Below are 20410 nucleotides of genomic sequence, written 5' to 3'. Positions count from 1 at the left end.
GCCCACATGCACAACCACGCCCTCGCCGCGTGATCAGACACGACCGCAGCCCGGCGTCAGCACGCCACCACACAGCCTTCTGCAACACGCTTTAGCCGTCCACTCGGCCACGTACGACAAAGGTAGTCGTCGGCCGACGGGAGCCACTGCGCCGGGTCCTTGTCCGACTTGGAGCGGCTCGACTTCGCGGCTACCGCGATCAGGGGGAGGGGAGCTTTGGTGGTTCTTCTCTGCCGTCAACGAGTGGCTGTGACCAAGCGGCTCAGGACAGGGAGCACGCCTCGCAGGTCGTCGTCGTCCACTGTGACGGTCGCCGCTTCGCGCGCTCCTGCCGAGGCATTGAACGCCACGCTGAATCCGACGGATGCGAACAGCGGCAGGTCGGAGCGGCTGTCTCCGACGGCCCCGCACGAGCGGGGGGCCAGCCCCAGCTCCCGCGCCTGTGCGAGGGCGAAATCTCGCTTGTCGTACTCGTCGAAGTGACGGGCGACCCGTCCCGTGAACCGGCCGTCGACGGTCTCCAGCCAAGGTCCGCTGAACGCGTGGAAGCCGAAGCGGTCAGTCAGGTATCTACCGACTGGCGACCAGGCGAGAGTCGCCAGCACGGGCACCAACCTGTTCTGCCAACACCAGGTCACGGTCTCTGCGATGCCAGGGACCAAAGGAAGCCCGTCGAGCCAGCCAGAGACCCGGTCTTCGGGAACCCCCGCCCAGCCGGCGGCATCCAGCTCCGAGACCTGCCGATTGTCCAGGTCACCGGAGGCGTACGCGTCTTCGGCCTTGGCCAACTCGTCCCGATGGGCAAGGAAGCCGGCCAGAAAGACCGACGAACTCGTACCCGGGACGAGGGTGCCATCGACATCGAAGAACACGGCGCCCGCATGATCGGATGAGAACACCGGTCTAGGATGCCAGTAACTCGCGGAACGCCGGGTCCCGCCCCGCCTACTTTCTGTGCTTGGACTCACGAGGGCACTTCGGCGCCCTGAACTCCAACCGGTTCGACGAGCGCGACCAACTCGACCTGCTGAAGGCCGACCTCGCCAGGAACAGTGTTTGAGTGGCGGTTTGAGGCGTGCCCGGGGACGTCCGACTTCGAGCGTGGTCCTGGTGTCGGAAAGCGGGCATCAAACCGGTCATCGCCCGCCGTGGTGTTCTGCACGGTTCTGGCCTCGGAGATCGAGATCACCGATGGGTTGTGGAGCGCACGATCGCCTGGTCCCTGCGGCTCCGACGTCTCCGCATCCACCGGGAACGACGCGACGACATACCCGAAGCCTTCCTCGGCCTCGCCACCTGCCTCATCACCCACCGCCACGTCCAAAGCCTTTGTTAAGGCATCAAAGCGCCGTCACCTACGGCCCCTTCAGAACCGTCCTGGTGGTCCAGTCCTCGCTGGTCGGTGTGGGCTTCGTCATCTTCGGAGGTGCGCTGACGAGCCGTCGGCCGCACTAGGAAATCCCCCACGTGGCACCGTCCTCGAACAGCGGGCCGGCCCGCCGATGACGGCCCCGATGCCGGGACAACCGCGCCGGTGACGCCCCGGACGACGACCGATGACCCGGCCTGTGCCGCTCGGCCGTCGCTCGCCGAGTGCGCGCATCAAACCCCCGGCCCGGGGCACTGGGGAGGGGTGGCCGCGTATCAGGCCCACACCATGGGGAGGACATTGTGACGCCGTCCAGCACGCAAGGGCGCGGTCAGGCCGTGAAGTCCGCGGCCCGTTCCGCCCAGAAGGAGACGCTGACTGCCGCGGGGCGGGCGGGCTTTGTCGCGCGGGGCGTGGTGTACGTCCTGATCGGCGCCCTTGCCCTTCGGGTTGCGCTCGGCAGCGGCGGCGAGTCGGCTGACCGGCAGGGCGCACTGGCCCAAGTCGCGGAGCAGCCGTTCGGGAGAGTGATGCTGTGGGCGCTGGTGGTCGGCTTCGCGTCGATGGCGCTGTGGCGAGGTACCCGCGCCGTGCTCACCCGGGGACCGCGGCGCAAGGCGGGTTCACGACTCCTCGATGGTGGGCGGGCGGTCTTCTACGCCTTCGTCTGCTGGACCACGGCGGTGTATGCCGCAGGTGGCGGCCAGGGGTCCAGCGGCAACGAGCAGTCGCAGGACGGGACGGCATCTGCGCTCAAACTGTCGTACGGCCAGGTACTGGTGGGGGCTGCGGGCTGCCTCCTGATCGGCATCGGCGGGGTACTCGCCGTCCGGGCGGCCCTGAGGCGCTTCCTGAAGCAGTTGGACACCGCCACCATGAGCCGTCGTACGAAGCAGGTCGTCACCGCTCTGGGTGTGGCTGGAGGCGTGGCGCGTGGTGTGGTGTTTGCCGCGGCCGGGATCTTCATCCTGGTGGCAGCCGTCCGCTTCGACCCGGCCGAGGCCAAGGGTGTGGACGCGACGCTCCGGAGCTTCACACAGACACCGGCGGGACCGTGGCTCCTGTTCGCCGTCGCGATCGGGCTGATCCTCTTCGGTGTCTTCTCCTTCGCCTCGGCCCGCTGGCGCCGCCTGTAACACGGTGACCCGAACCGGATCTGTCGGGCCTCACGGTCGAAGGCAGGTGGCCTGCCACTGCGGCTCCTGCGTCGCAGGCGGTGGCCGCGTTGACCGGCCGGAACGGGGATGGCGCTGCCTACGGTCTGTGGGTTACCCAGAGCATTTCTGCCGGCCAGCGGTGTGCCCAGTCAGGCGGGTCGGTTTGGTTGTAGCCGTTGGCTGTTCCGGGTTCGGGCCGCGGCTCGATGAGGTCGTCGATGACGAGACCTGCGCCGCGCAGGACCTTGATCCAGTCGCCGTAGGTGAGCTGATAGCTGACCGCGCCCTGGCCTTCGACGATGGTGTCCAGCCCGAAGTAGTCCTGGTGCAGCGTCGTGGTTACGCGGCTGGCGGTTTCGTCGTAGCAGGCTTCGAACCATGGGCTGGCGACGTCGAACACCAGGCGCCCACCGCGGCGCAGGATGCGCGCGGCCTGCGGGACGGCCAGGTGCGGTGGCGCCCAGCTGAGCCCGCCGTAGTCACAGAACACCAGGTCGAAGCTGTCGGCGGCGAACGGGAGGTGCTCGGCGGCGCCTTGCACCAGCGGGTAGCGGGCCGCTCCCATCTCGCGAGCTGCCGAGGCGAGCTGGGCTTCGGACAGGTCGAGCCCGATCACAGGGCGCCCTCAGCGGCGAGCGCCCTGGACCACCGGCCGGCGCCGCAGCCGAGTTCAGGAGCGCTTGCCGGTGACGTCGCCCAGCGCATGCACGTGCGCGTCGGGGATGGCGTACGTGCCCCACAGCCGGGGCGTTGCGCCGATCTGCGGGTTGTGCTCGTGCTGGTAGGCGCTGCTGATCTGGTTCCAGAACCGCCGGTTGGCAGAAACGCTGTCCACGCGCCGGCTCAAGCACTGCCCGCCGGGGGCGGTCAACACGATTGGCGGCACCATCACCGTGACTGGAAGGGTCACGCGGGCCAACTGGGAGGAAGTACTCCTCCTATGCAGGCCGTTTGGTGAGCCTGCCGTTCAAGCCTGCCGGCGCCGTACCTACACCACGGCGAAGAAGGTGTACGCGGACGGCTCGGGTGATCTCAGGACGACCGTGAAGGCCTCCCAGACGGGTACGTGGCGCAGGGTGTACTACGGCAACACCACCACCGGGCGGTCAACGTCGTCCGGGGACAACGTCGTGGTGAAGCGATGTCCGCGGTGCTGGCGGGCGGGTTGGGGCCGAGCCGGCGGTAACGGCTGCGACGGTCAAGGCGTCGTCCGACGCGTCAGTGCAACGTGAGCCAGCGCGCCGTGCGGGCTTGCTGCGGCAACCTGGGCAGGGGAGAGCTTCCGCGTCCCTCAGCAGTGTGAGGACGCGCTCGTTGCGCTCGTGCGCTCGCGCCAGACGGGGATCGTTCGAGCGGTCGCGCCGGGGCGGCGGGCGCTCTGGCTTCGCCGGCGCAGGTAGGCATGCAGAGCGCGGGTCTGGACCCGCTGGGGTGGCAGGATCCTACCCCTCGTGGCCCGACCACTTACCCGGTGAACCATCTCGGTCACAGCACAGGCTGCAGGCCGGAACGTGACGGAGCCCGGGAGCATGTCCAGCTCCCGGGCTCCAGCTTGCCACCCATTTGCGCACACCGGCGGCGTTTAAGAACCGTGGGTCATATTGAGATCGACGTGTTCTGCCTTTGAACTACAGCGCCATGAGAGAGGCGCCGGGGGGACTTGAACCCCCATCCGTCGATGTTCGCCCACGCTCGGTCGATCCGGTGTTCGGCGGCGAATACTGAGACTGGAGCGAGAATCTGAGTTTCACGGGGCCGCCTCTGCCAGGCTTGGGCCACCCCCGCACGTGGTGCGGGGAGAGGGATTCGAACCCCCAACTGACACCCCTTCATCAGCTTCAACATCAGTTTCAGCTTGCGCTCATCGCGCACCCTCCGCTCGCGACGGAGGGCGTATGTGAGGGCTACCGGAAGAGGTAGCCGAATACCGCGTCGCCGACCCGCTGATCGGTGACCTCGGTGTTGTTCGCCTCCTCGCGGGCGAACTTGACGGACTGCTGGAGCTTCTCGACGCGGTCCAGGAGCTCGTTGACCCGCCGGGCGGGCAGCGCGCCGGAGAACTTCACGGTGGTCCAGTATCCGACCGGGACGTCCTCGTAGTACACCTCGACCTGCGCCGGGTGCTTCTCCGTGGCCTCGGCCTTCACGTGGTTGCGCGGCACCTTCTTCGTGCGGATGGTCCGCACGGGGTCCGTCTTCCACGAGTCCGTCGAGGGGTCCAGGTTCCACGACTCGGAGGCGTCGAGAACCGGCAGCTTGCGCACGAAGGTGTGCAGGTCGGTGAGTTGCTTCTCCAGGAACAACAGGTACGGGACGGGCACCTGGGGCAACAGCACCGCACCGTCGACCACCACGTCGGCGACCGCGGACCGGTTGGCCCAGTCCTTCGTCGCGGTCACGTCGAAGAGTCGCGTCAGCGTTCCGGCGGTCGCCCGCAGAGCGTCCTCGGCCTTGATCTGCACCCGTGTGGACTCGGGCGGCAGCTGCTCGCCCTCCTCGTCCTTGGGCTGGTAGGTCCGGGAGATGCCGGCCAGCAGGGCGGGCTTCTGCACGTCCTGGTGAGCCTGGGTGAGGTCCTGGAGGGCCTTGGACTTGACGCCCTTTTCGACTGCGATGATCTGATTCAGCTTCGGCACATGGGGAACCTAACAGCCTCGTGCCGCACGCACATCCGATTAAACGCCTCCCCGTCCGTTCCGGCTGAGTGGCGGGTCGGCGAGTGTGAGTCCGAACTGGGGCGCGAAGGTCACCATTTGCAAGGAGGCCGCCCGGTCGGCGGCCCGTGCGGGGCATCGCAAGGCGGGGCGTCACGGCTCCTCCGGACGTACCTCGGTGGTTTGACACCGCGTCGAGGCGCTGTGCGAAGACCGGGCTGTTGGCGGCCCAGGCCGCTCTGCTTGCGGTGCTTCGGCGCGCATTCCGCGCTGCCGGCCGGTGCTGACCAGGCCGCGGCGGGGGCCCGCACCTGATGTTGCCGGCCTCCGCCATCACACTAGAAGTTGCGGAGTTCCCCGCCGAGCGTGTGCCAGCCGTCCGGGTTCCACCCGCTGCTGCCGTTGGGGAAGACTTGCCATCTCACATGGAGTGCCTTGTCCCCGTGACGGGCGTAGAGATCGAGTCGCCCGTCGAAATTCCGCCCGACGGCGGGCGCACTCACGAGCGAGCCGCCGCCGAGCGAATCCCACTGCGCCGGCCCGGACCATCCGCCCTGGCCGTTGACGCCGTTCTGCCAGATGTGCCAGATGTTGTTGTCTGAGCCGTGGCAGAAGATCTCCAGTCGACCGTCGGCGTTCTCGCCGACCACGATGTTGCCGGTCAGTGACGCGGTAGGTGGCTTCCCAAGAAGCCTCCAGCCCTCAGGGTTCCAGTGGATGCCGCCGTCGACGAAGAACTGCCACCTCAGGTAGAGCTGCCCGTCGTTCGCCAGGGCGTAGACCTCCACCCGGCCGTCTGGATTTATTCCGGCAGCGGGACTTCCGACGAACGTCAGGGTCTCGTCGCTGCCGTCCTTCTTCCCTCCAGATGACCCCAGCTCTCGTTCCATTTGAGGTCGTCGTTCGCGATGAACTGCCAGATGTGCCGTAGCCTGCCGGCCGCGTCGATCGCGAAGACCTCCAAGCGGTCGTCGCCGGGGCGGTTCCGAGCGACTACGGGGTCACCCGCCATGGGCTCAGGCAGCGGAAGCCAGACATCCATGTAGGTGCCGTCTGACTTCTGCCACTTGTGGTAGACGAAGTTGTCGGCACAGCGGGCGAACACGTGAAGCCGACCATTCTGGTTCGTCGCCACGACAGGGTCGGAAACAAGTCCTCCACCTGCCTGCCCCAGGTTGTGCCAGCTTCCGTCGGCAATGCCATCCGGAGCCGCCGCCAGGGGCTGTCTGCCACTTCAGGTACCGGTTTCCGTCGGAGCCGCGCACATAGATGTCCAGACGGCCATCTGCGTTCTGGGCAAGGACTGGATCCCCGTAACCACTTCCGCCCAGAGGTTGCCAGCCGTCGGGGTTCAAGCCGTTGCTGGGCGCTGTGCCACCTGTGCCAGATGTCGCCCCCACCGCCGCGCACCACGATCTCCAGACGGCCGTCATGGGGAGCGGGTTCGCGGTTGGCGTGAACTCTGATGCGGTTGGTGACTGGCTGCTTCATGGCTCAACCTCCTTGCACTTGGCCCCTCTGACAGGGTCCCGCCGGGCACGGGAGGGGGCAGGGGCATTAGGCCAAACGGGTTGAATAAGGTTTAACTGTCATTTATTCAGATACTCCTGCTCAGGCAAGTCGTCATAGCCCGCCCCCGGATGACAGCCCTCCTCGCGGAGGGATTCGCCGACCACCGTTTTTCGGAGATGAGGGACCGGAGGATCACCTCCGCCGCGGCGCTTCCGAGCGGCATGGGCGGCGCGGGCCATCGCCTCGCGGCGGGAGGGCACTCTCACCCCGCCATCGCCGAAGGCCGATCGACCACGACCTGGCCGCCCGGCTGGTAGGCGCGATCGGGACAAAATGCAGCCCGTGCCAGAAATCGCTCTCCAGGAAGGTTGTCGCCCACCGGGCCACCCTCGCCGGGCTGGCCGGCGCGGTGTACCTGATCCCCTGGGCGCGGCCGCCCAGGACTCGCCGTACCTCTCACCCGTCACACGGCGTGGGCCCAACTGGCACACGAATCAGGGCGCGTCGGTCGGGGTGAGCACGCACTGTGCGCCGTTGCCGAGTTGAGTGAGGACGACGCTCGCGCACTGCTGGATGACACGCTCGACCGCTGGTCCGCGCTGGACATGGCCAACGTCGGGCTGCTCAAGGAGCTCCGAGAAGCACCCTCCCGCCAGAGGCGGCGGGGTCAGGAAACGTGTACCGGGGGCCGGTGCCCGTCATCAGCTGGTGTTCGTCGACCGGTTGAAGCGCTGATTCATCTGCGGCACGATCTGCCCGCACGCGGCGCTCGGATCGCTGTTCGGTGTCGACCGTTCCACGATCACCCGCGTGATCGGCGAGATACGAGGGCTGCTGTCTGAGCGGTGATGCGCGGTCCCGGACCGCCCGGGCCTACGACTGCGGACCCTGGCGGATGTATCCGCATACGCCCAGGCCGAAGGCATCGAGTTGCGGCTGGATGCGAAGAAGTCGGAGTCCCGGGTGTCCTCGCGCGAGAAGTACACCAGGCGCAGACCATGCAGCATCCCTTTCGCGATCTTGCCGGTGTGGGCCCTGCACCGTTCCAGGTCGAGACCTACAAGGGAGGTGATGTCCCGCTCCCCGGTAGGTGAGCGGGGGCGGCCGAGCGCGGCGGTTGAGTGGTGTGACAGAGCGGGGTGATCAGGCCCGGGGCGTGGCAGGACGCTCCATGACGATCACGGCGGCGTCGTCGTTCAGGTGCCCGCCGACGTAATGCAGCAGGTCGCGCCGGAGGCGGCCGAGGAAGGCGTCGGGGTCGGTTTCGGTCCAACCGGTGATGCGCTCGGCGAGCGGGTAGAACGTGCCGGTGGAGTCGCGTGCCTCGGTAACGCCATCGGTGTACAGCAGTAGAAGGTCTCCCGGCTCGAAGTGGAAGCTGTCGACGTGGTATCGCGCAAGCGTCAGTTCGCCCAGGCCCAGCGGAGGTGCGGGATGACGGGCGTCCATCGTCGTTGGTCGGCCCTTGCGCAGGACGAGCGGCGGCGGGTGCCCGCAGGAGATCATTTCGACCCGGACGTCCTGGTCGGGAATGTCCAGGATGGTGGCGGTGATGAATGTTTCTCCGGAACGGTTCGTCTCGCCCGGCTCCGACAGGTCCCAGCACACGCTGCGGTCGAGGTAGGTCACCAGCTCGTCCAGGCTCGCCTGGCGGTGGGCCGCGCCGCGGAACGCGCCGAGCAGCAGGGCGGCGTCCCTGACCGCGGTTATCCCTTTGCCGCGCACGTCGCCGACGATCAGCCGGGTGCCGGAGGTGGTACGCACCGCCGCGTACAGGTCTCCGCCGATCTGGGCCTCGGCCTCCGCAGCGAGGTAGAGGGAGGCGACGCGCAGCGGTCCGAGCTGGTTGGGGAGCGGCGGCAGGACGACTCGCTGCGCGGCTTCGGACACGTACCGTACCTGCGTCAGCTCTCTGGCGCGTCGCTCCCGCAGTACGCAGAAGATCACGAGGCTCGTGCCGACCAGCACCAGGGCGATGATCTGTGCCTCGTGGTTGGCTGAGAGCAATTCGTCAGGATCGCGAAGTACCCCGATAGTCGTCTGCGCGATCACCGCCAGCGCGGCGATCAGTCCCACCGTTCGGGGCCCGCCGAACGACGGCGTGATCGCCGGGGCGGCGACGAGCAGCGGACCCAGATGGATGTCGGGCGGCGCAAGGACGTCGATCACGGACACCGCAACAATCCACGCGATGGGGATGGCGACCAACGCCCGACCCGCTCGCGCCGGTCGCCGAAGTCCATCCTGGGGCTGCGACATGACTCCTCTCTACACCGCCATTTCTCGGCTCGCACCAGGAGAGGGGCGGCGCGGACGCCTGCTGGAGACGTTGCCGTCGAGCCGGACAGCGGACCCCGGCCGGGCGGGGCCGATGCTTCACTGTGTCCTGGCCTCACACGTGCGCTCGATCGAATGGCGCCGGCGCCGAGGCGATCGCCCGCTGGCGGGCGCCATGGTCATGCTCGAAGAGTCCGTGTCGGGGCTGGAGAACTCCGCTTCCTTGAGCGCGTCCGTGAGCAAGACCTTGACTGCGCCCGACGGTGGCGCCGGGCCGAAGAGGAACGCTGCGCGCAGATAGCCGCACGCCGGCCCATGCTGCCGTCCCGGACTGAATAGTCGAGCACGGCATCGGCGTCGGGCGTCGGGTCGTCGCGGTGCACCAGGGTTGGTGGTCAATGGGCGGACGCGCACCTCGGCAATCCCCGGCGATCAGGTGCAGCGCCGATCGCTTGGGACACCGGCTGAGCCTGCCATCAGTGCCGCCCGGACACCGAACTCGGCCTGCTGTGACAGCAGACCTGCCGCACCCTGGATGTATGCCAGCTGCACCGATCGTCGTGCACCGGCTATCAGCCTGTGCCACGGAGTCATCGCCAAGGACGGCAGGGTCGTCCTGGTCTGTTACAGCCGTACCAACCACGCGGGGAAGGGCGACGGCGACGTCCTACGTGCGGTGGTCGGCGAAACCGCGCTGCCGCCCGACAACGCGGCCGACACGGACGGCAACGCGCGTTTCTACGGCTTCGAGTGCGTCAACCTCGCCGACGGGCAGGACCCTTGGCCGAAGGCGCCATCGAGAAGGTGGCCGCCGCCGTGTGCCGGGCGCACGGCTGGCGCGAGCGGAGCGTGATTGGCTACTTGGAATGGCAACCCGGCAAGGTCGATCCCCGAGGTCGTGGGATGGCGGACGTGCGCCGGGGAGTACACGACCGGCTGGTTGTCGCGGTGTCCGGTACGCCGGTGAACTGAGTGCCGGTGAACTGAGTGGTGAACCAGGCAGGGGCCGCAGCGCCCCGGTGAGTGCGTGAGCCGGGGCGCTGCGGTGAATGCGTGCAGAGCTGCGGCGCCGGTCAGGCGGGGACGAAGTCCTTCAGCCTTCTACTCGCGACCGCCCCGGCCTGGTCACGCGCGATGATGAGCCCGCCTCCCGGCAGTGCCGGCACCACGGGACGCCGCTCGTGGTGAAAGGCTCCTTGGCCGTCCGTGACGAGGTCGGCCTCCGTGGTCACGCCGCCGACGATGAACGACACCTCGACCGGTGTTTCGCTGCCGAATCCGGCTCCGTCGACCACGACCGCATCGGCGGACTCGGCCACGGTGAGGGACGTTCCGGCCGGGGGTGGCGGCTCGGGCAGAGCCTGCACCGCGACGGTGAACTCCGGGCTGCCCGTGAAGTCGTGCGGCGATGCCCCGCCGGCACACAGCCCGTCCGGGACGCCACTGCCGTTGAACGCCAGCACGTTGCACACGACACAGCGTCGCCACCCGGCCTCTCCGCCCTCCGGCGGCGACTCGATCTGTACGCCGTAGGACTCGCTCTCCGTGAAGTCGTGAGGGGCGCCGTCGTGGCATATCCCGGCGAAGCTGGGTCCGCCGTGTGCGAGGCACTGACAGCGATGACACCAGTTCCAATTGTTCTCGGCGCCCTCCATGACGCCGTTGCCCGAAATCAAATAGGCACGGCTGCCCGTCAGATCGTGGGCGGTTCCGTCACGGCACACGCCGTCCGAGACCGAACCGAGCGCCAAGGCCAGGCACTTGCGGCACAGCCTCCATCCCGGCTGCCCCTGGGCGAGCGAATTGGGGAAAACGCTGTACCTGCTGCCGGCGCTGTGATCATGGAGGTCGCCCGCAGGACAGGGACCCACCTCGAAACCCGCATAGCTCAGGGTCTGGCACTTGCCGCAGTGCCGCCAGCCCGGTTGTGCGTCGACCGGTTCCACGTCGAACGGGACGCTGTACGTGAGACTCTCGGCGAACTCGTGCATGCCGCCGGCGAAGCACGTACCCTCCGCGCTTTCGGAGACCAGCGTGAGGCATTTGGCGCAGAGCAGCCATCCGGGCTGTGAACCGGTGGCGGTGTCACCGAACGCGACGCTGTACCACGTGCCGCTGCTCGACGTGTGCTGCGCGCCGTTCAAGCAGACACCGGCCTGCATGGCGGAGACCAGGCCCTGGCACGTGTTGCACCACTGCCAGTCCCTCTGCAGCGCGGCTTCCACCAGGGGCACGCTGTACTCGAGACTGCCGGTCGCGTCGTGGGCCCCACCGGCGTAACACTGTCCGGTCGGGTGACTGCCGTCCCACAGGCACTGGCATTTGTTGCACCATCGCCAGCCCGGCCGGGCCGAGGTGTGGGGCCCGACGAGTACCGAGTAGTGGGCGCCGAACTCCGCGAACTCGTGGGGTGTGAGGTCGTTGCACATACCGGGGGCGCCCTTGGCCGCGAGGCAGGCACATTTCAGGCACGCCCCCCACCCCTCCTGGGCTCCCGGTTCGGGGGTTCCCCACGGGGCCTTGTACTCCGCGCTCGTGAAGAAGTCGTGCATCCCACCGCCGATGCAGGCTCCGCCCACGCCGAAAGCGTTGAAGAAGCCCTGACATCGGTTGCACTTGCGCCAGCCTTTCTGCGCGTCCATGAGCCTTCCTCCGTTCTGATGTGTGGCCGGGGCCGGCCTAAGGATCCTGGACCGCGTCGAAGCGCAACCCGCTGTCGCCCTCGCCGTGGCCGGTCAACTTGTGCCGTGCCCGCCACAGGTGCCGGGACCCGTCGTGCCATCGGGCGTGCTGCCAGGTGCGCACCACCTGAACTCCGGAGCGTGGTACCTCTTCTTCGTGCAGCCACGCACCGGCTGTCGGCAACAACGTGCCCGCGGGCGCCACGTGGGTCACCGCACCTTCCACCAGCCGGGTCAGGGGCACCAGCCGGAGCCGGATCGACTCCTGGTCCTCAAGCTGTTCCGGCATCAGCGGGAACCAGTGGTCGGGAACCTCCGACGCCACCTGGTACGCGGGTACCTCTGTCTCCGTGGGAGCGGGCGCCTCGCGCGCCGCCCATTGCTCGAATCTGTCCCGCGGCCGCCCCTGGTCGTCGCAGACGACGGCTTCGACAGCCCACGCCACGTTCGCCATCTCGTCGCGGAGCAGCATCACGACGTCGGCCGGTGCACTCTCCAGCCAGCCGGGCAGCGACGGAGACAGGAAGAACCAGGGGCTGGTAGGCCGCTCCTGACCGGCGATGAGCGGCTGATCGGCCTGGGTCAGCCCGAAAAGGTTCCAGCCGTCCTGATCGGCGCCCACCGCACTGAGCTCCGTGGTCCGCTCGAAGACGTCGTGGACCACGAAGCGCGTGACCCGGCTCAGTGTCCCCACGGGAAGCCGTACGGGCGCGACGAACCAGTCGTTGCCGTAAACGGTCGCGAATCCGGCGAGCATCAACCGCCCGAGGTCGATCGGCGCCGCGTCGATCGACCCCGGGTCGAAGCGTGCGTCCTCCATCTCCCAGAACCGGGCTGCGGGCATTCCCCCGAAACGAGCCGGGGCCGGCACGCAGACCTGGTCCACCTGCAAGGGCTCGGCGGGCCCGCCCGGCGAACCCTCGACGGCACCTGCATCCACGGCAACGGCGTCCACGGAAGACCAGTCGAGCCGGCCGCCGACGTATTCGCCCGCCCGCAACTCCAGCTCCGGCAGCCCCGACGACCGCAGCTCGAAGCGGTGCTCGAAGCGGTGCTCGTCCCAGCAGTCCTCCGTCTCGGGGATGATCTCCGGCACCCGTGGCTGCCACCAGGCCAGCCACGCCTGGGCCAGCTCGGCCAGTTCATCGTCGGTGGAAGCGACGGGCCCGCTGCCCCGCAGTGACTCCAGCTCGGCGGGCCGGGTGCCGGCATCCGCCAGCTTTCCGAGGCAGAGAGCCAGCCGCGCGCCGTCCGGCAGTGCCGATCGGAGCGTCCCGTCCGCGAAGTCGACCATCGGTGCCGCGGGGAAGGGACAGTGCGCGACGAAGGCCGTGAGGTCACCGGCCCTGCCGGCCGCGACCAGAGTCCTCCGCAGCCGTAGGCCGCCCTCCAGCCGGAGCCGGGGTGAAGGACCGCCACCGTGCTCCTCGACGATCCGCTCCAGAGGTGTCCGCGCCACGTCGAAGGGGTGCCACGACGGCCCGTCGGCGGTGCGGCACTCGTCGACCACGTGCGCCTGTGTCGAGATCTCGGCCCAGGCGGGCGACGCGGCGTTCTCGTGCCGGTACTCGCCGAATTGCCACTGCCGGCCGAGCAGCCAGAGCGGATCGTGGAGCAGGGCTGAGAGCCCTTCCCCGATCCCGTGTCCGCGTGACGGTGTCTCGTAGCGGCCCATCACGACACCGCCTGGGGGATCGGCAGCACCGGTGCCAGTTCTGGCAGGTCGGCCAGATCGAGGGTGCGTACGCGGGCCAGGAGCAGCGTCTCCTCGACGCAGGCGTGGATGTCCTCCAGACACCAGCCACGGGCCAGGTCCGGCGGCACAGCGATGAGCAGAGCCTGCGGTGCGCGAGCACCAGGACGGTCGAAGTCGAACGCCACTCCGACCACTTCTTCGGGGCCCTGCGCGCCGGGCGCCCGTGGGAGGACTTCGGACCACGAATCCGCCACCAGACCGCTGTGGCACTCGCGGGCACCGTCGTGTTCCAGCACCAGTGCGCACCGCGTCTTCGGGCCCTCCTGCGGTGCGGAGGTCGCCAGCCACTGGCCGGCGCCCCCCGCAGGCAACGGCTGCTGTGCGACGAGCAGCCCGGCCGGAGCGGACCCCGCCAGAACCTCGCCCGCGACCAGCGCGCCATCGAGCGCGTCGACCTTCGGCCGTACCAGCGCCATGTCCCGTAGCCAGTCACCCACCTCGTCGACCGACGGATCGGGCGACGGCGCGGGTGGCAGGCCGACGGTCAGTCTCGGCACCACCCGGACCGCCGGGTGCAGGAGATCGGACGTGACCTTCAACAGATTCAGCAGCCACTGGTCGGCCGCGACGGTGTCCGCGGCGGCCTCGGCGTCGGGAGGCGACGGCGCGTCCTCCAGGGAGACGGAATCGAGCAGGACGCGCAGCCCCTCGACGTCGCCGGGCGGTCCACCGGTCCCCGCCGGAATGCCGAGCGCGGCGAGTTCGGCGACGACCGGTGCGGCGTCCCCCGTGGGGACGGCGGCGAGAGCCGCCGCTGCGGCCCGGACTCTGGTCAGCCACGGGCGGACCCTGCGGTCCAGCTCGCCCAGGTCGTATCCGGCCGACGGTGACACGGCCCCTGGATCGAAGTGATTTCCGGAGAGCGGCACCGCGCCGGCCAGCACCGCCCGCAGGCGCTCGCACAGCAGCATCAGCCGGTCGAAGACCGGCCCGTCCACCGCGCCCCGGGCCGCCAGCAGCGCACGCAGCGACTCCGCCGGGGCGACGAGGACGTCGAGTGCGCACCAGCCGAGATCACCGAGGCCGGGTCCGACCTGCCACTGGTCGGCCGGGCCGAGCCGGCGGCGCACCCACCCTTCGAGCCCGGGCTCCAGCGCGGCCAGCGGCCGGTCGTTCGCCCAGCCCTCACCGGGGGAATCGGGCAGGACCATCCCCACGTGGTGCGTGACCGCGATGCCACTGCGGGGTGTACGGAGTACGTCGAAGTCGCGCGGCAGCTCTTGGCCCCGGCCGGCCGCGTCGGCGGCCAGACCCGCGCGCAGGGCGCTGCCGCCGACGAGTTGATGCACGCTCTCTGCCAGCAGCAGGTCGCCCACCGCGTCGAAGGTCTCGTCCAGCTCGGCCAGCATGCGGCGCAGCGTCGGGGCGTGCTCGCCGGGGTCCTGGCCGACAGCGGCGGCGAGGGCCGCGTCGTCGTCCAGCCTCGCACGGTCGCGTCGTAGCGCCTGCCCGTCGACGACATTGCGTGCCCCGATCGAGACCCGCGCCTCATCTATGTCCGTGTCGCCCGGCTCCACGAGCGGGGCCAGCGGGTACGCGTTCCGCAGACTCGCGATGAACACGTCCAGTCGGGCGTCGTGCAGCGCCCGCTCGATCTGGTAGCCGAGCAGTGCCGGGACGGTCTGCCCGCCGCGTATCCCTTCGATCATGGCCTGGGCCCGGCGGACGCGGGCGGACTGGATGTCGACGGCGAACGAGGCCTTGGCGGAGTGCGCCTGCCACCCGGACCGCAGAACGGCGGCGGTGGTGGCGTGGTGCAGGGAGGGCGTGACCACGTATCCCTCGCGCGACGGATTCGGGTCGGTGGACTCGACGTCGGTGAGCCAGCCGTACGCCCCGGTGCGGATTCCCGTGGGGAGCTGGTCGCGCAGGTGTTCCAGGCGTCGTGTGGAAAGCGAGGACACCCAGGCGTCGACCCGGTGCGACAGCGGTTCCAAGGTCTCACGGAAGAGCCGTTCGACGCGCGACAGATCCTCCACGGCCTCGTCCTCGAGAGCGACGTAACCGGCGAACAGTGTGCGCCACGCCTGCGCGTCGGTGATGGCCCGGTTGACCGCGTCGGGAAGAACGGGCCCGGACCTCAGGGTGTTGGAGATCGCGTTGTACGCCCACTCCGCGTGGCTGTAGAAAAGACTGTGGGTCGGCTCTCTGCGCAGCTGCCACAGGGTCGAAGCGATGGGATCGTACTGCGCCGCGAACTCCTGCGATACCGGTGCGGCCCGAGTCTGCCGCATCCGGTCAATGGTCTCGTCGAACAGCACGAGCAGCTGGGCCAACGGCCGTGCGTCCAGGAAGGCTCGCAGGTCCGCGGGGATCTCGTCCGGGAACGGGGCGATCGGCTCCGGCTCCAGGGGCGGTATCGCCTCGTCCGCCGGGAACCGGGACTGCTGCTGCCAGGCGAGACCCAGGGTGGGTGGCACCGAGCCGGCCGACGCCGGTGGGGGCGCCTGATCCATCCCGTCGAGAAAGTGCGGCCAGTCGGCGATCCCCCGCGGGGCGGCCTCCCGGCTGAGGACGTCCAGCAGTGTGGCGTCCTGATCGGTTCCCTCACCCACCTGGACCGCTCGGTCGACATGCTCGGCGAACGCCGCGGCGAAGGACCCCACGTGCTGGGCGAGCGGGTCGTCACCGTCCTCACCCCGCCACAGGTCCAGCGAGCTCACCGGCAGAACACCGTAGGGCTGGCGGCCGATCCGCAGCAACGGCAACGGGCCCCGTCCGCGGACATGCGCCTCGAAGTGCTTCGATGCGGCGGCGTACCACGGTGCGTCGGTGGGGCCGTGGGCCTTGTTGCTGTCCACGGCGGGCTGCCAGACCCCCGACCAGGCGGTGGTTTCCGCCCGCAGCCGGTGCAGCCTTCCCAACAGCGCCTCGTCGCCGCCCTCGGGGTCGCAGACCCCCGCCAGGACAGGTTGGCCGTCGATACCGAGCGCACGTGCCAGGCGGGCCGCCTCCTGGGTTCCGGCCGGGTCGTACGCCGCACGCCAGGCAGCCACCACATCCGGCTCCGTGGGAGCGCCCCGCGTGCGCCAACCGCTCCTGCTCTGCGGGGTGTTGTTGGTCGGGGTGCCGACCGGAACCGTCGACAGACCGTCCGTGAACACACGCGCCGCGAGTGCGTCCTGGACGCGCTGGGCGCCGGTGGCGGCGTCCTGGGTGCCGACGCCGACGACCGTGAGCAGATCGAACCGGTCGTCTGCGGTGCCGAGCGGAGCGGCAAGTCCCATTCCCACGGCGACCGCCGCCTCGAAGTCGACCAGCCAGCGGCTGTTCGCGTCGAACGGCAGCGTGTCGGCGTCCTCCTCGCCGTTGTCGCCGCCCGACTGCGGCGCGACTCCCAGGGGAAGGGTGTCGGGTATGTCCGCGCCCGTCGTTCGCCAGACCAGCTCGTCGTCACGGTAGGCGGAGAACTCCAGGCGGTCCGGGAGCAGCAGGGTCCGTGCGGCCCTGTTCCACGCTTCCGGACGGCTTTCCACCGAGGGGAAGTCCGGCTCGCCCGGCGGCTCGCCCGTCGGTGTGAGCGCTTCCCGTATCCAGGTCGCCCGCTCACCACCGACCGCCGTCACCAGCGTGGCCCAGGCGGCCCGACGCCGCTGCGCGTCGTCGCCCGCGGCGAACACCTCACGCCAGTACGTCGTACCGGCCGTCCGTTCACCGTCGGTCAGCGCGGCCTCGTGGCTGTCCACGTGGACGTCGTCCGGGTAGACCCGGATACGCAGCTCCGGGGTCCCGTCCTCATCATTCGTCGCGTAGATAGTTTCCAGCCGCAGTGGCAGCAGCAGGACGGGACCCAGATTGTCGGTCGGGAACAGCGGCGAGAGGCCCGCGAGTACCTCGTACGCCGTAGATGCCTCGGCGTGGACCGCCTCCGCCTGGTCGAGCGCGCTCGCCGTCACGGCGAGCGACCCCCGGAGCGCCTGCACCCGGTCCGCGAACTCCTGGTTGCCCGGGACGTTCGCATCCACGATGGGCAGGCTGCCGTCCGGTTCGCGCAGACGGTTAGCGTCTGCCTCGGTGGTATGCAGGTCGCGCAGAGCGACCTCGCGTGCGGCGCGCGCGGAACGCAGGACGAGCCGTGCCTCGGTGATCTCGGACATCACGCACCACTCCCGGGCTGCAGCAGGATGTCGGCCTGGACGGCGACGCGGAACGGTTTCTGAAGGCAGATCCGTGCGATGTCGGCGGCGTCGCGGTTCCACAGGGGCTGATCGGCGGCCGGGGTGCTCGGTGGTCCGAACGGTTGCCCGGCGATCGCGTGGGAGCGCAGGAGCGGTACGAACGCGGGGTGCGAGCCCTCGGGTGCGGGCCACGTGGCGTCGTTCCAGCCTGCAAGGTCGCCGGCAGGCGGCGGTGGCGTGTCGAACCCGAAGCGGATGTGGAAGCTGTTCTCGGAGAACACGAAGAACCATCCGGGTGCCTCTGGGCTCGCGGGAGTCATGAGCTCAACCTCCGGGATCACGAAGGCGTACGCGTTGGTCTGGGTGTCGATCGGGATCACGAAGGACGGTGCCAGCGGGGGGCTTGCCGTGCCCGGGCGGTGGTGGCCCTGCTCGTCGGGTGGCCCGGAGCGGACCGCCGTCACCACGGTGCCCGGATAGCGACGCAGCACCTCGCCCCGTACCAGGAGGACGGCCAGTGCCTCGTCCTGCAGCAGCCGGTCCCCGAGGGCCGCGGGGTCGGTCCAGGTATGGATGGGCGCGATGTCCGGCGAGCCGTCGGGGCGTGGCCAGAACGTGGTGAAGGGGGTGCCGCGACGGTCCGTCGGGTATTCGCGCCACAGCAGCTCCCGCATCATCTCGTGATTGATGCCGACGAGGTACGACTCGATGAACGCCGAGTTCTGCCGCAGCAGGGCGACCCGGTTCGTCGGCACCCCGCCCAGCCCGGGCATGAGCCACTCGGGATCGGAGTCCAGCAGGGCGAGGGCGGTCGGCACCGGGAACTGGGGGCAGGCCATGACCGGTTCCGTGGCATCGGCCGGTGCCAGTCGCTCGGGTATCGACGTCTGGGAGGCCAGCCGCGACCAGTGACTCGCTCCGGGGAGCAGACCCTCGCGAACCCGGCCGGCGATCTGCTCCGCGACGATCGGAACACCGCTCTCCGACACATCGGCGAAAGCATGGTTGTCGGTCATGTCCGTCAGCACCTGGTCGGTCGCCGCCGTGACCGTATCGACCTGCCCGGCGATCTCGGCGGCGAGGGAGCGGAGGTCCCCGGAGGCCATGAGGGTGCTCATGCGGGGGGCGAGAGCGAGGCTGCTCATCCGCTCCTGGAGCTCGCCGCCACCGGCGATCCCGTTGAGGCTCGCCACGCTGGCCAGAGCGCTCATCACCATCAACTGGTCGGCCGCCGCAAGGGAGATCACCGTCTGCGAACCGACGGGATCGACGGCCGGCGTGGCCGGGACGAGCCGTGTGCCGGCTGGGACACCGATCTCGCCCACCAGGCCGCGAGGCACGATCCCGGACACCGACACACCCGAGCGCCGTGCCAGCTTCCCCGTGGGCCTCAGCCGCCGCGCGAAGGCCGAACTCGCGATCCCGTCGGCCAGGAAGCTCATGCGCAGTTCCATCGACAGGGTGGTCGAGTCGCTGGTACGCACGCGGGCCTGGGCGGGGGCCGCCAGGGCCAGTACCTCTCCGTCCTGGAGGGGGTCGACATGCCGTTGGTGCATGTGCTCGGCGACCGCGGTGGTCAACTCGACCGTGGCACGTCTGCGGTTCGCTTCGCGGATGGCTCCCACCTGCTCCCAGGCCTTGGCCATCAGGTCCTCCTGATGGGTGCGGACGTACTGCGCGCCGAGCCCGGCGGCTATGCGGTTCGCGACGGAGGTGTTCAGTTGGCCGATCCACGCCGGATCGAGGTCCACGAGGTCCTGCGACACGTGCCGTGCGCCGTACAGAGGAGGTGCGAGCGCGCCGGCACGGTCCTCGGGCGTCGAACCCTCGTGGGGAGCGTCCGCACCGACACCGTCACCGTCGCCTGCCGCCGCGCCCATCAGCCGCCGTGCGGGAGCGTTCAACGCGGATCGCAGGCGCTGGTCGAGGCCGCTCATGACCTCGGGAGTCGCGGCGTGTTCGGGCTCCGGAGGGTCGGCGAACGGGATCAGTGCACCCTGGATCCCGACCGTCTGGGCGGTGTCACTGAGCGGGACGTCGCCCGGCCAGGGCGCTCGTACGTCGACAGGGCGCACCGCGGAGACCCGCAGCGCCTCGGGATCTGCGGGCCGCAGCCGGGTGACCAGCTGCTCGAAGTCCCCTTCGGGGCCTGTGGTGAACGACCACTCGTAGTACACGGGCAGCCGGACGGAACCCGCGCTCTCCACTCTCCACGCCGGCGCGTGCGGTGCTTCCGGAGGGAGAGGGCTGCCCAGGCCGGTGGCCACGCCGGTGTCGAAGGCCGGCACGAGACACGCCCGGTAGGTGACCCCCGCGGCGAGCCGCCGCGGACACATCAGCCGGGCTGTGGCGGGGGCTGTAGGCGTCCCCTCCCCGACGACCGGGCCGTCACCGGCGGTGCGCTGGACGTGTGCCCAGCCCCACGAGTCGCGCAGGTCCGGGAGCCGGCCGATGTCGGCCTCGACCATGGGCAGCACAGGACCGTCGGTCAGCGGGGCTTCGCTCTTCTCCAGCACCACGAGCACCAGCCACGGGCGTAGCCTGCCGCCGTTCGCCTTCGCCGGTGTGAGGACCCAGGGCAGCTCGACCGGGGTCACCTCGACCGACGCGAGGTAGTTGGGCTCGATGTCCACGGCGCCGTCGGCCGGTTCGGGCCGCAGTACGCAACCGGGCTTGAGCCCCGTGACATCGCCGGGGCCGAGCAGCCGGGTGGCCGGGCCCGGTACGGGGTCCCTCGATGGTTCCGCCCCCGGGCCCGGCGGAGGCCCCAGCAGCGTGACCGCCGGCGTGAACGTGGGCGGAGGCAGCGTGTCCATGGTGTCGGCGGTCCTGATCGCCTCACCCAGGGGACCCTGCGCGTACGAGCTGAACACCAGGTCGGCCATC

At 69.6% G+C, this 20410-nt stretch carries 12 protein-coding genes and 5 pseudogenes; 6 read left to right on the top strand and 11 right to left on the bottom strand.

Features of this window, described 5'->3' with window-relative positions; all coding sequences use genetic code 11:
• Positions 1-236: 236 nt before the first annotated feature.
• Positions 237-872, bottom strand: coding sequence for a haloacid dehalogenase-like hydrolase (locus AB0C82_RS33420; protein WP_362849682.1), 636 nt, complete (start codon positions 870-872; stop codon positions 237-239).
• A 242-nt stretch (positions 873-1114) separates the two neighbouring features.
• Here AB0C82_RS33420 and AB0C82_RS33415 point away from each other — a divergent pair.
• The 3 genes and pseudogenes from AB0C82_RS33415 to AB0C82_RS33405 all read left to right on the top strand — a co-directional run.
• Positions 1115-1336: pseudogene (locus AB0C82_RS33415) on the top strand (IS5/IS1182 family transposase); the annotation flags it as partial.
• 8 nt (positions 1337-1344) lie between these two features.
• Positions 1345-1455, top strand: a pseudogene (locus AB0C82_RS33410) (ribonuclease BN); the annotation flags it as partial.
• Between the two features lie 216 nt (positions 1456-1671).
• Positions 1672-2505, top strand: coding sequence for a DUF1206 domain-containing protein (locus AB0C82_RS33405; protein ID WP_362849679.1), 834 nt, complete (start codon positions 1672-1674; stop codon positions 2503-2505).
• Between the two features lie 118 nt (positions 2506-2623).
• Here the strand turns inward: AB0C82_RS33405 and AB0C82_RS33400 are convergent, their stop codons facing one another.
• Together AB0C82_RS33400 and AB0C82_RS33395 are read right to left on the bottom strand one after the other, a co-directional pair.
• Entirely contained in the window at positions 2624-3142 is a 519-nt protein-coding gene (locus AB0C82_RS33400; protein ID WP_362849676.1) for a class I SAM-dependent methyltransferase, read from the bottom strand.
• A 54-nt stretch (positions 3143-3196) separates the two neighbouring features.
• Complete coding sequence (locus AB0C82_RS33395; RefSeq protein ID WP_362849674.1) at positions 3197-3361, bottom strand: hypothetical protein; 165 nt, start codon at positions 3359-3361, stop codon at positions 3197-3199.
• Positions 3362-3392: 31 nt separating this feature from the next.
• Here AB0C82_RS33395 and AB0C82_RS33390 point away from each other — a divergent pair.
• Positions 3393-3665, top strand: a pseudogene (locus AB0C82_RS33390) (hypothetical protein); the annotation flags it as partial.
• 765 nt (positions 3666-4430) lie between these two features.
• Here the strand turns inward: AB0C82_RS33390 and AB0C82_RS33385 are convergent.
• From AB0C82_RS33385 to AB0C82_RS33375, 3 genes are all read right to left on the bottom strand, one after another.
• Positions 4431-5162 (bottom strand): hypothetical protein, encoded by a 732-nt coding sequence (locus AB0C82_RS33385; protein WP_362849671.1) that lies wholly within the window; start codon positions 5160-5162, stop codon positions 4431-4433.
• A gap of 356 nt (positions 5163-5518) precedes the next feature.
• The gene (locus AB0C82_RS33380; protein ID WP_362849668.1) at positions 5519-5968 is read right to left on the bottom strand and encodes a hypothetical protein; all 450 of its coding nucleotides are present in this window, start codon (positions 5966-5968) and stop codon (positions 5519-5521) included.
• A 44-nt stretch (positions 5969-6012) separates the two neighbouring features.
• Positions 6013-6315 (bottom strand): hypothetical protein, encoded by a 303-nt coding sequence (locus AB0C82_RS33375; protein ID WP_362849665.1) that lies wholly within the window; start codon positions 6313-6315, stop codon positions 6013-6015.
• A gap of 1037 nt (positions 6316-7352) precedes the next feature.
• Here AB0C82_RS33375 and AB0C82_RS33370 point away from each other — a divergent pair.
• Positions 7353-7637: pseudogene (locus tag AB0C82_RS33370) on the top strand (transposase family protein); the annotation flags it as partial.
• A gap of 198 nt (positions 7638-7835) precedes the next feature.
• On the opposite strand, the gene AB0C82_RS33365 reads toward AB0C82_RS33370, so the two are convergent.
• Entirely contained in the window at positions 7836-8951 is a 1116-nt protein-coding gene (locus AB0C82_RS33365; RefSeq protein ID WP_362849662.1) for a PP2C family protein-serine/threonine phosphatase, read from the bottom strand.
• A gap of 595 nt (positions 8952-9546) precedes the next feature.
• Here AB0C82_RS33365 and AB0C82_RS33360 point away from each other — a divergent pair.
• Positions 9547-9941 (top strand): annotated as a pseudogene (locus tag AB0C82_RS33360) (N-acetylmuramoyl-L-alanine amidase); the annotation flags it as partial.
• 101 nt (positions 9942-10042) lie between these two features.
• Here AB0C82_RS33360 and AB0C82_RS33355 read toward each other — a convergent pair.
• Genes AB0C82_RS33355 through AB0C82_RS33340 form a run of 4 tightly spaced genes read right to left on the bottom strand, consistent with a single transcriptional unit; the run spans position 10043 to position 20409 of the window.
• A complete protein-coding gene (locus AB0C82_RS33355) occupies positions 10043-11611 on the bottom strand; it encodes a hypothetical protein (protein ID WP_362849660.1) in 1569 nt (522 codons plus the stop codon).
• A gap of 37 nt (positions 11612-11648) precedes the next feature.
• A complete protein-coding gene (locus tag AB0C82_RS33350) occupies positions 11649-13325 on the bottom strand; it encodes a hypothetical protein (protein WP_362849657.1) in 1677 nt (558 codons plus the stop codon).
• Complete coding sequence (locus AB0C82_RS33345; RefSeq protein WP_362849654.1) at positions 13325-17503, bottom strand: hypothetical protein; 4179 nt, start codon at positions 17501-17503, stop codon at positions 13325-13327. Before AB0C82_RS33345 ends, AB0C82_RS33350 begins: the two co-directional genes overlap by 1 nt.
• On the bottom strand, positions 17503-20409 hold the full coding sequence (locus AB0C82_RS33340; protein WP_362849652.1) for a hypothetical protein: 2907 nt from the start codon (positions 20407-20409) through the stop codon (positions 17503-17505). The genes AB0C82_RS33345 and AB0C82_RS33340 overlap by 1 nt, the downstream gene beginning before the upstream one ends.
• Position 20410: the final 1 nt, after the last annotated feature.

Source organism: Streptomyces sp. NPDC048560 (assembly GCF_040650955.1).
In the GTDB taxonomy this organism is placed as follows: domain Bacteria; phylum Actinomycetota; class Actinomycetes; order Streptomycetales; family Streptomycetaceae; genus Streptomyces.
This window is presented reverse-complemented; position numbering and strand designations above follow the sequence as displayed.

Excerpts from the sequence above, each read along its gene's own strand:
- AB0C82_RS33365 (WP_362849662.1), bottom strand. The coding sequence starts at position 8,951 with ATGTCGCAGCCCCAGGATGGACTTCGGCGACCGGCGCGAGCGGGTCGG.
- AB0C82_RS33355 (WP_362849660.1), bottom strand. The coding sequence starts at position 11,611 with ATGGACGCGCAGAAAGGCTGGCGCAAGTGCAACCGATGTCAGGGCTTC.
- AB0C82_RS33350 (WP_362849657.1), bottom strand. The coding sequence starts at position 13,325 with ATGGGCCGCTACGAGACACCGTCACGCGGACACGGGATCGGGGAAGGG.
- AB0C82_RS33345 (WP_362849654.1), bottom strand. The coding sequence starts at position 17,503 with ATGTCCGAGATCACCGAGGCACGGCTCGTCCTGCGTTCCGCGCGCGCC.
- AB0C82_RS33340 (WP_362849652.1), bottom strand. The coding sequence starts at position 20,409 with ATGGCCGACCTGGTGTTCAGCTCGTACGCGCAGGGTCCCCTGGGTGAG.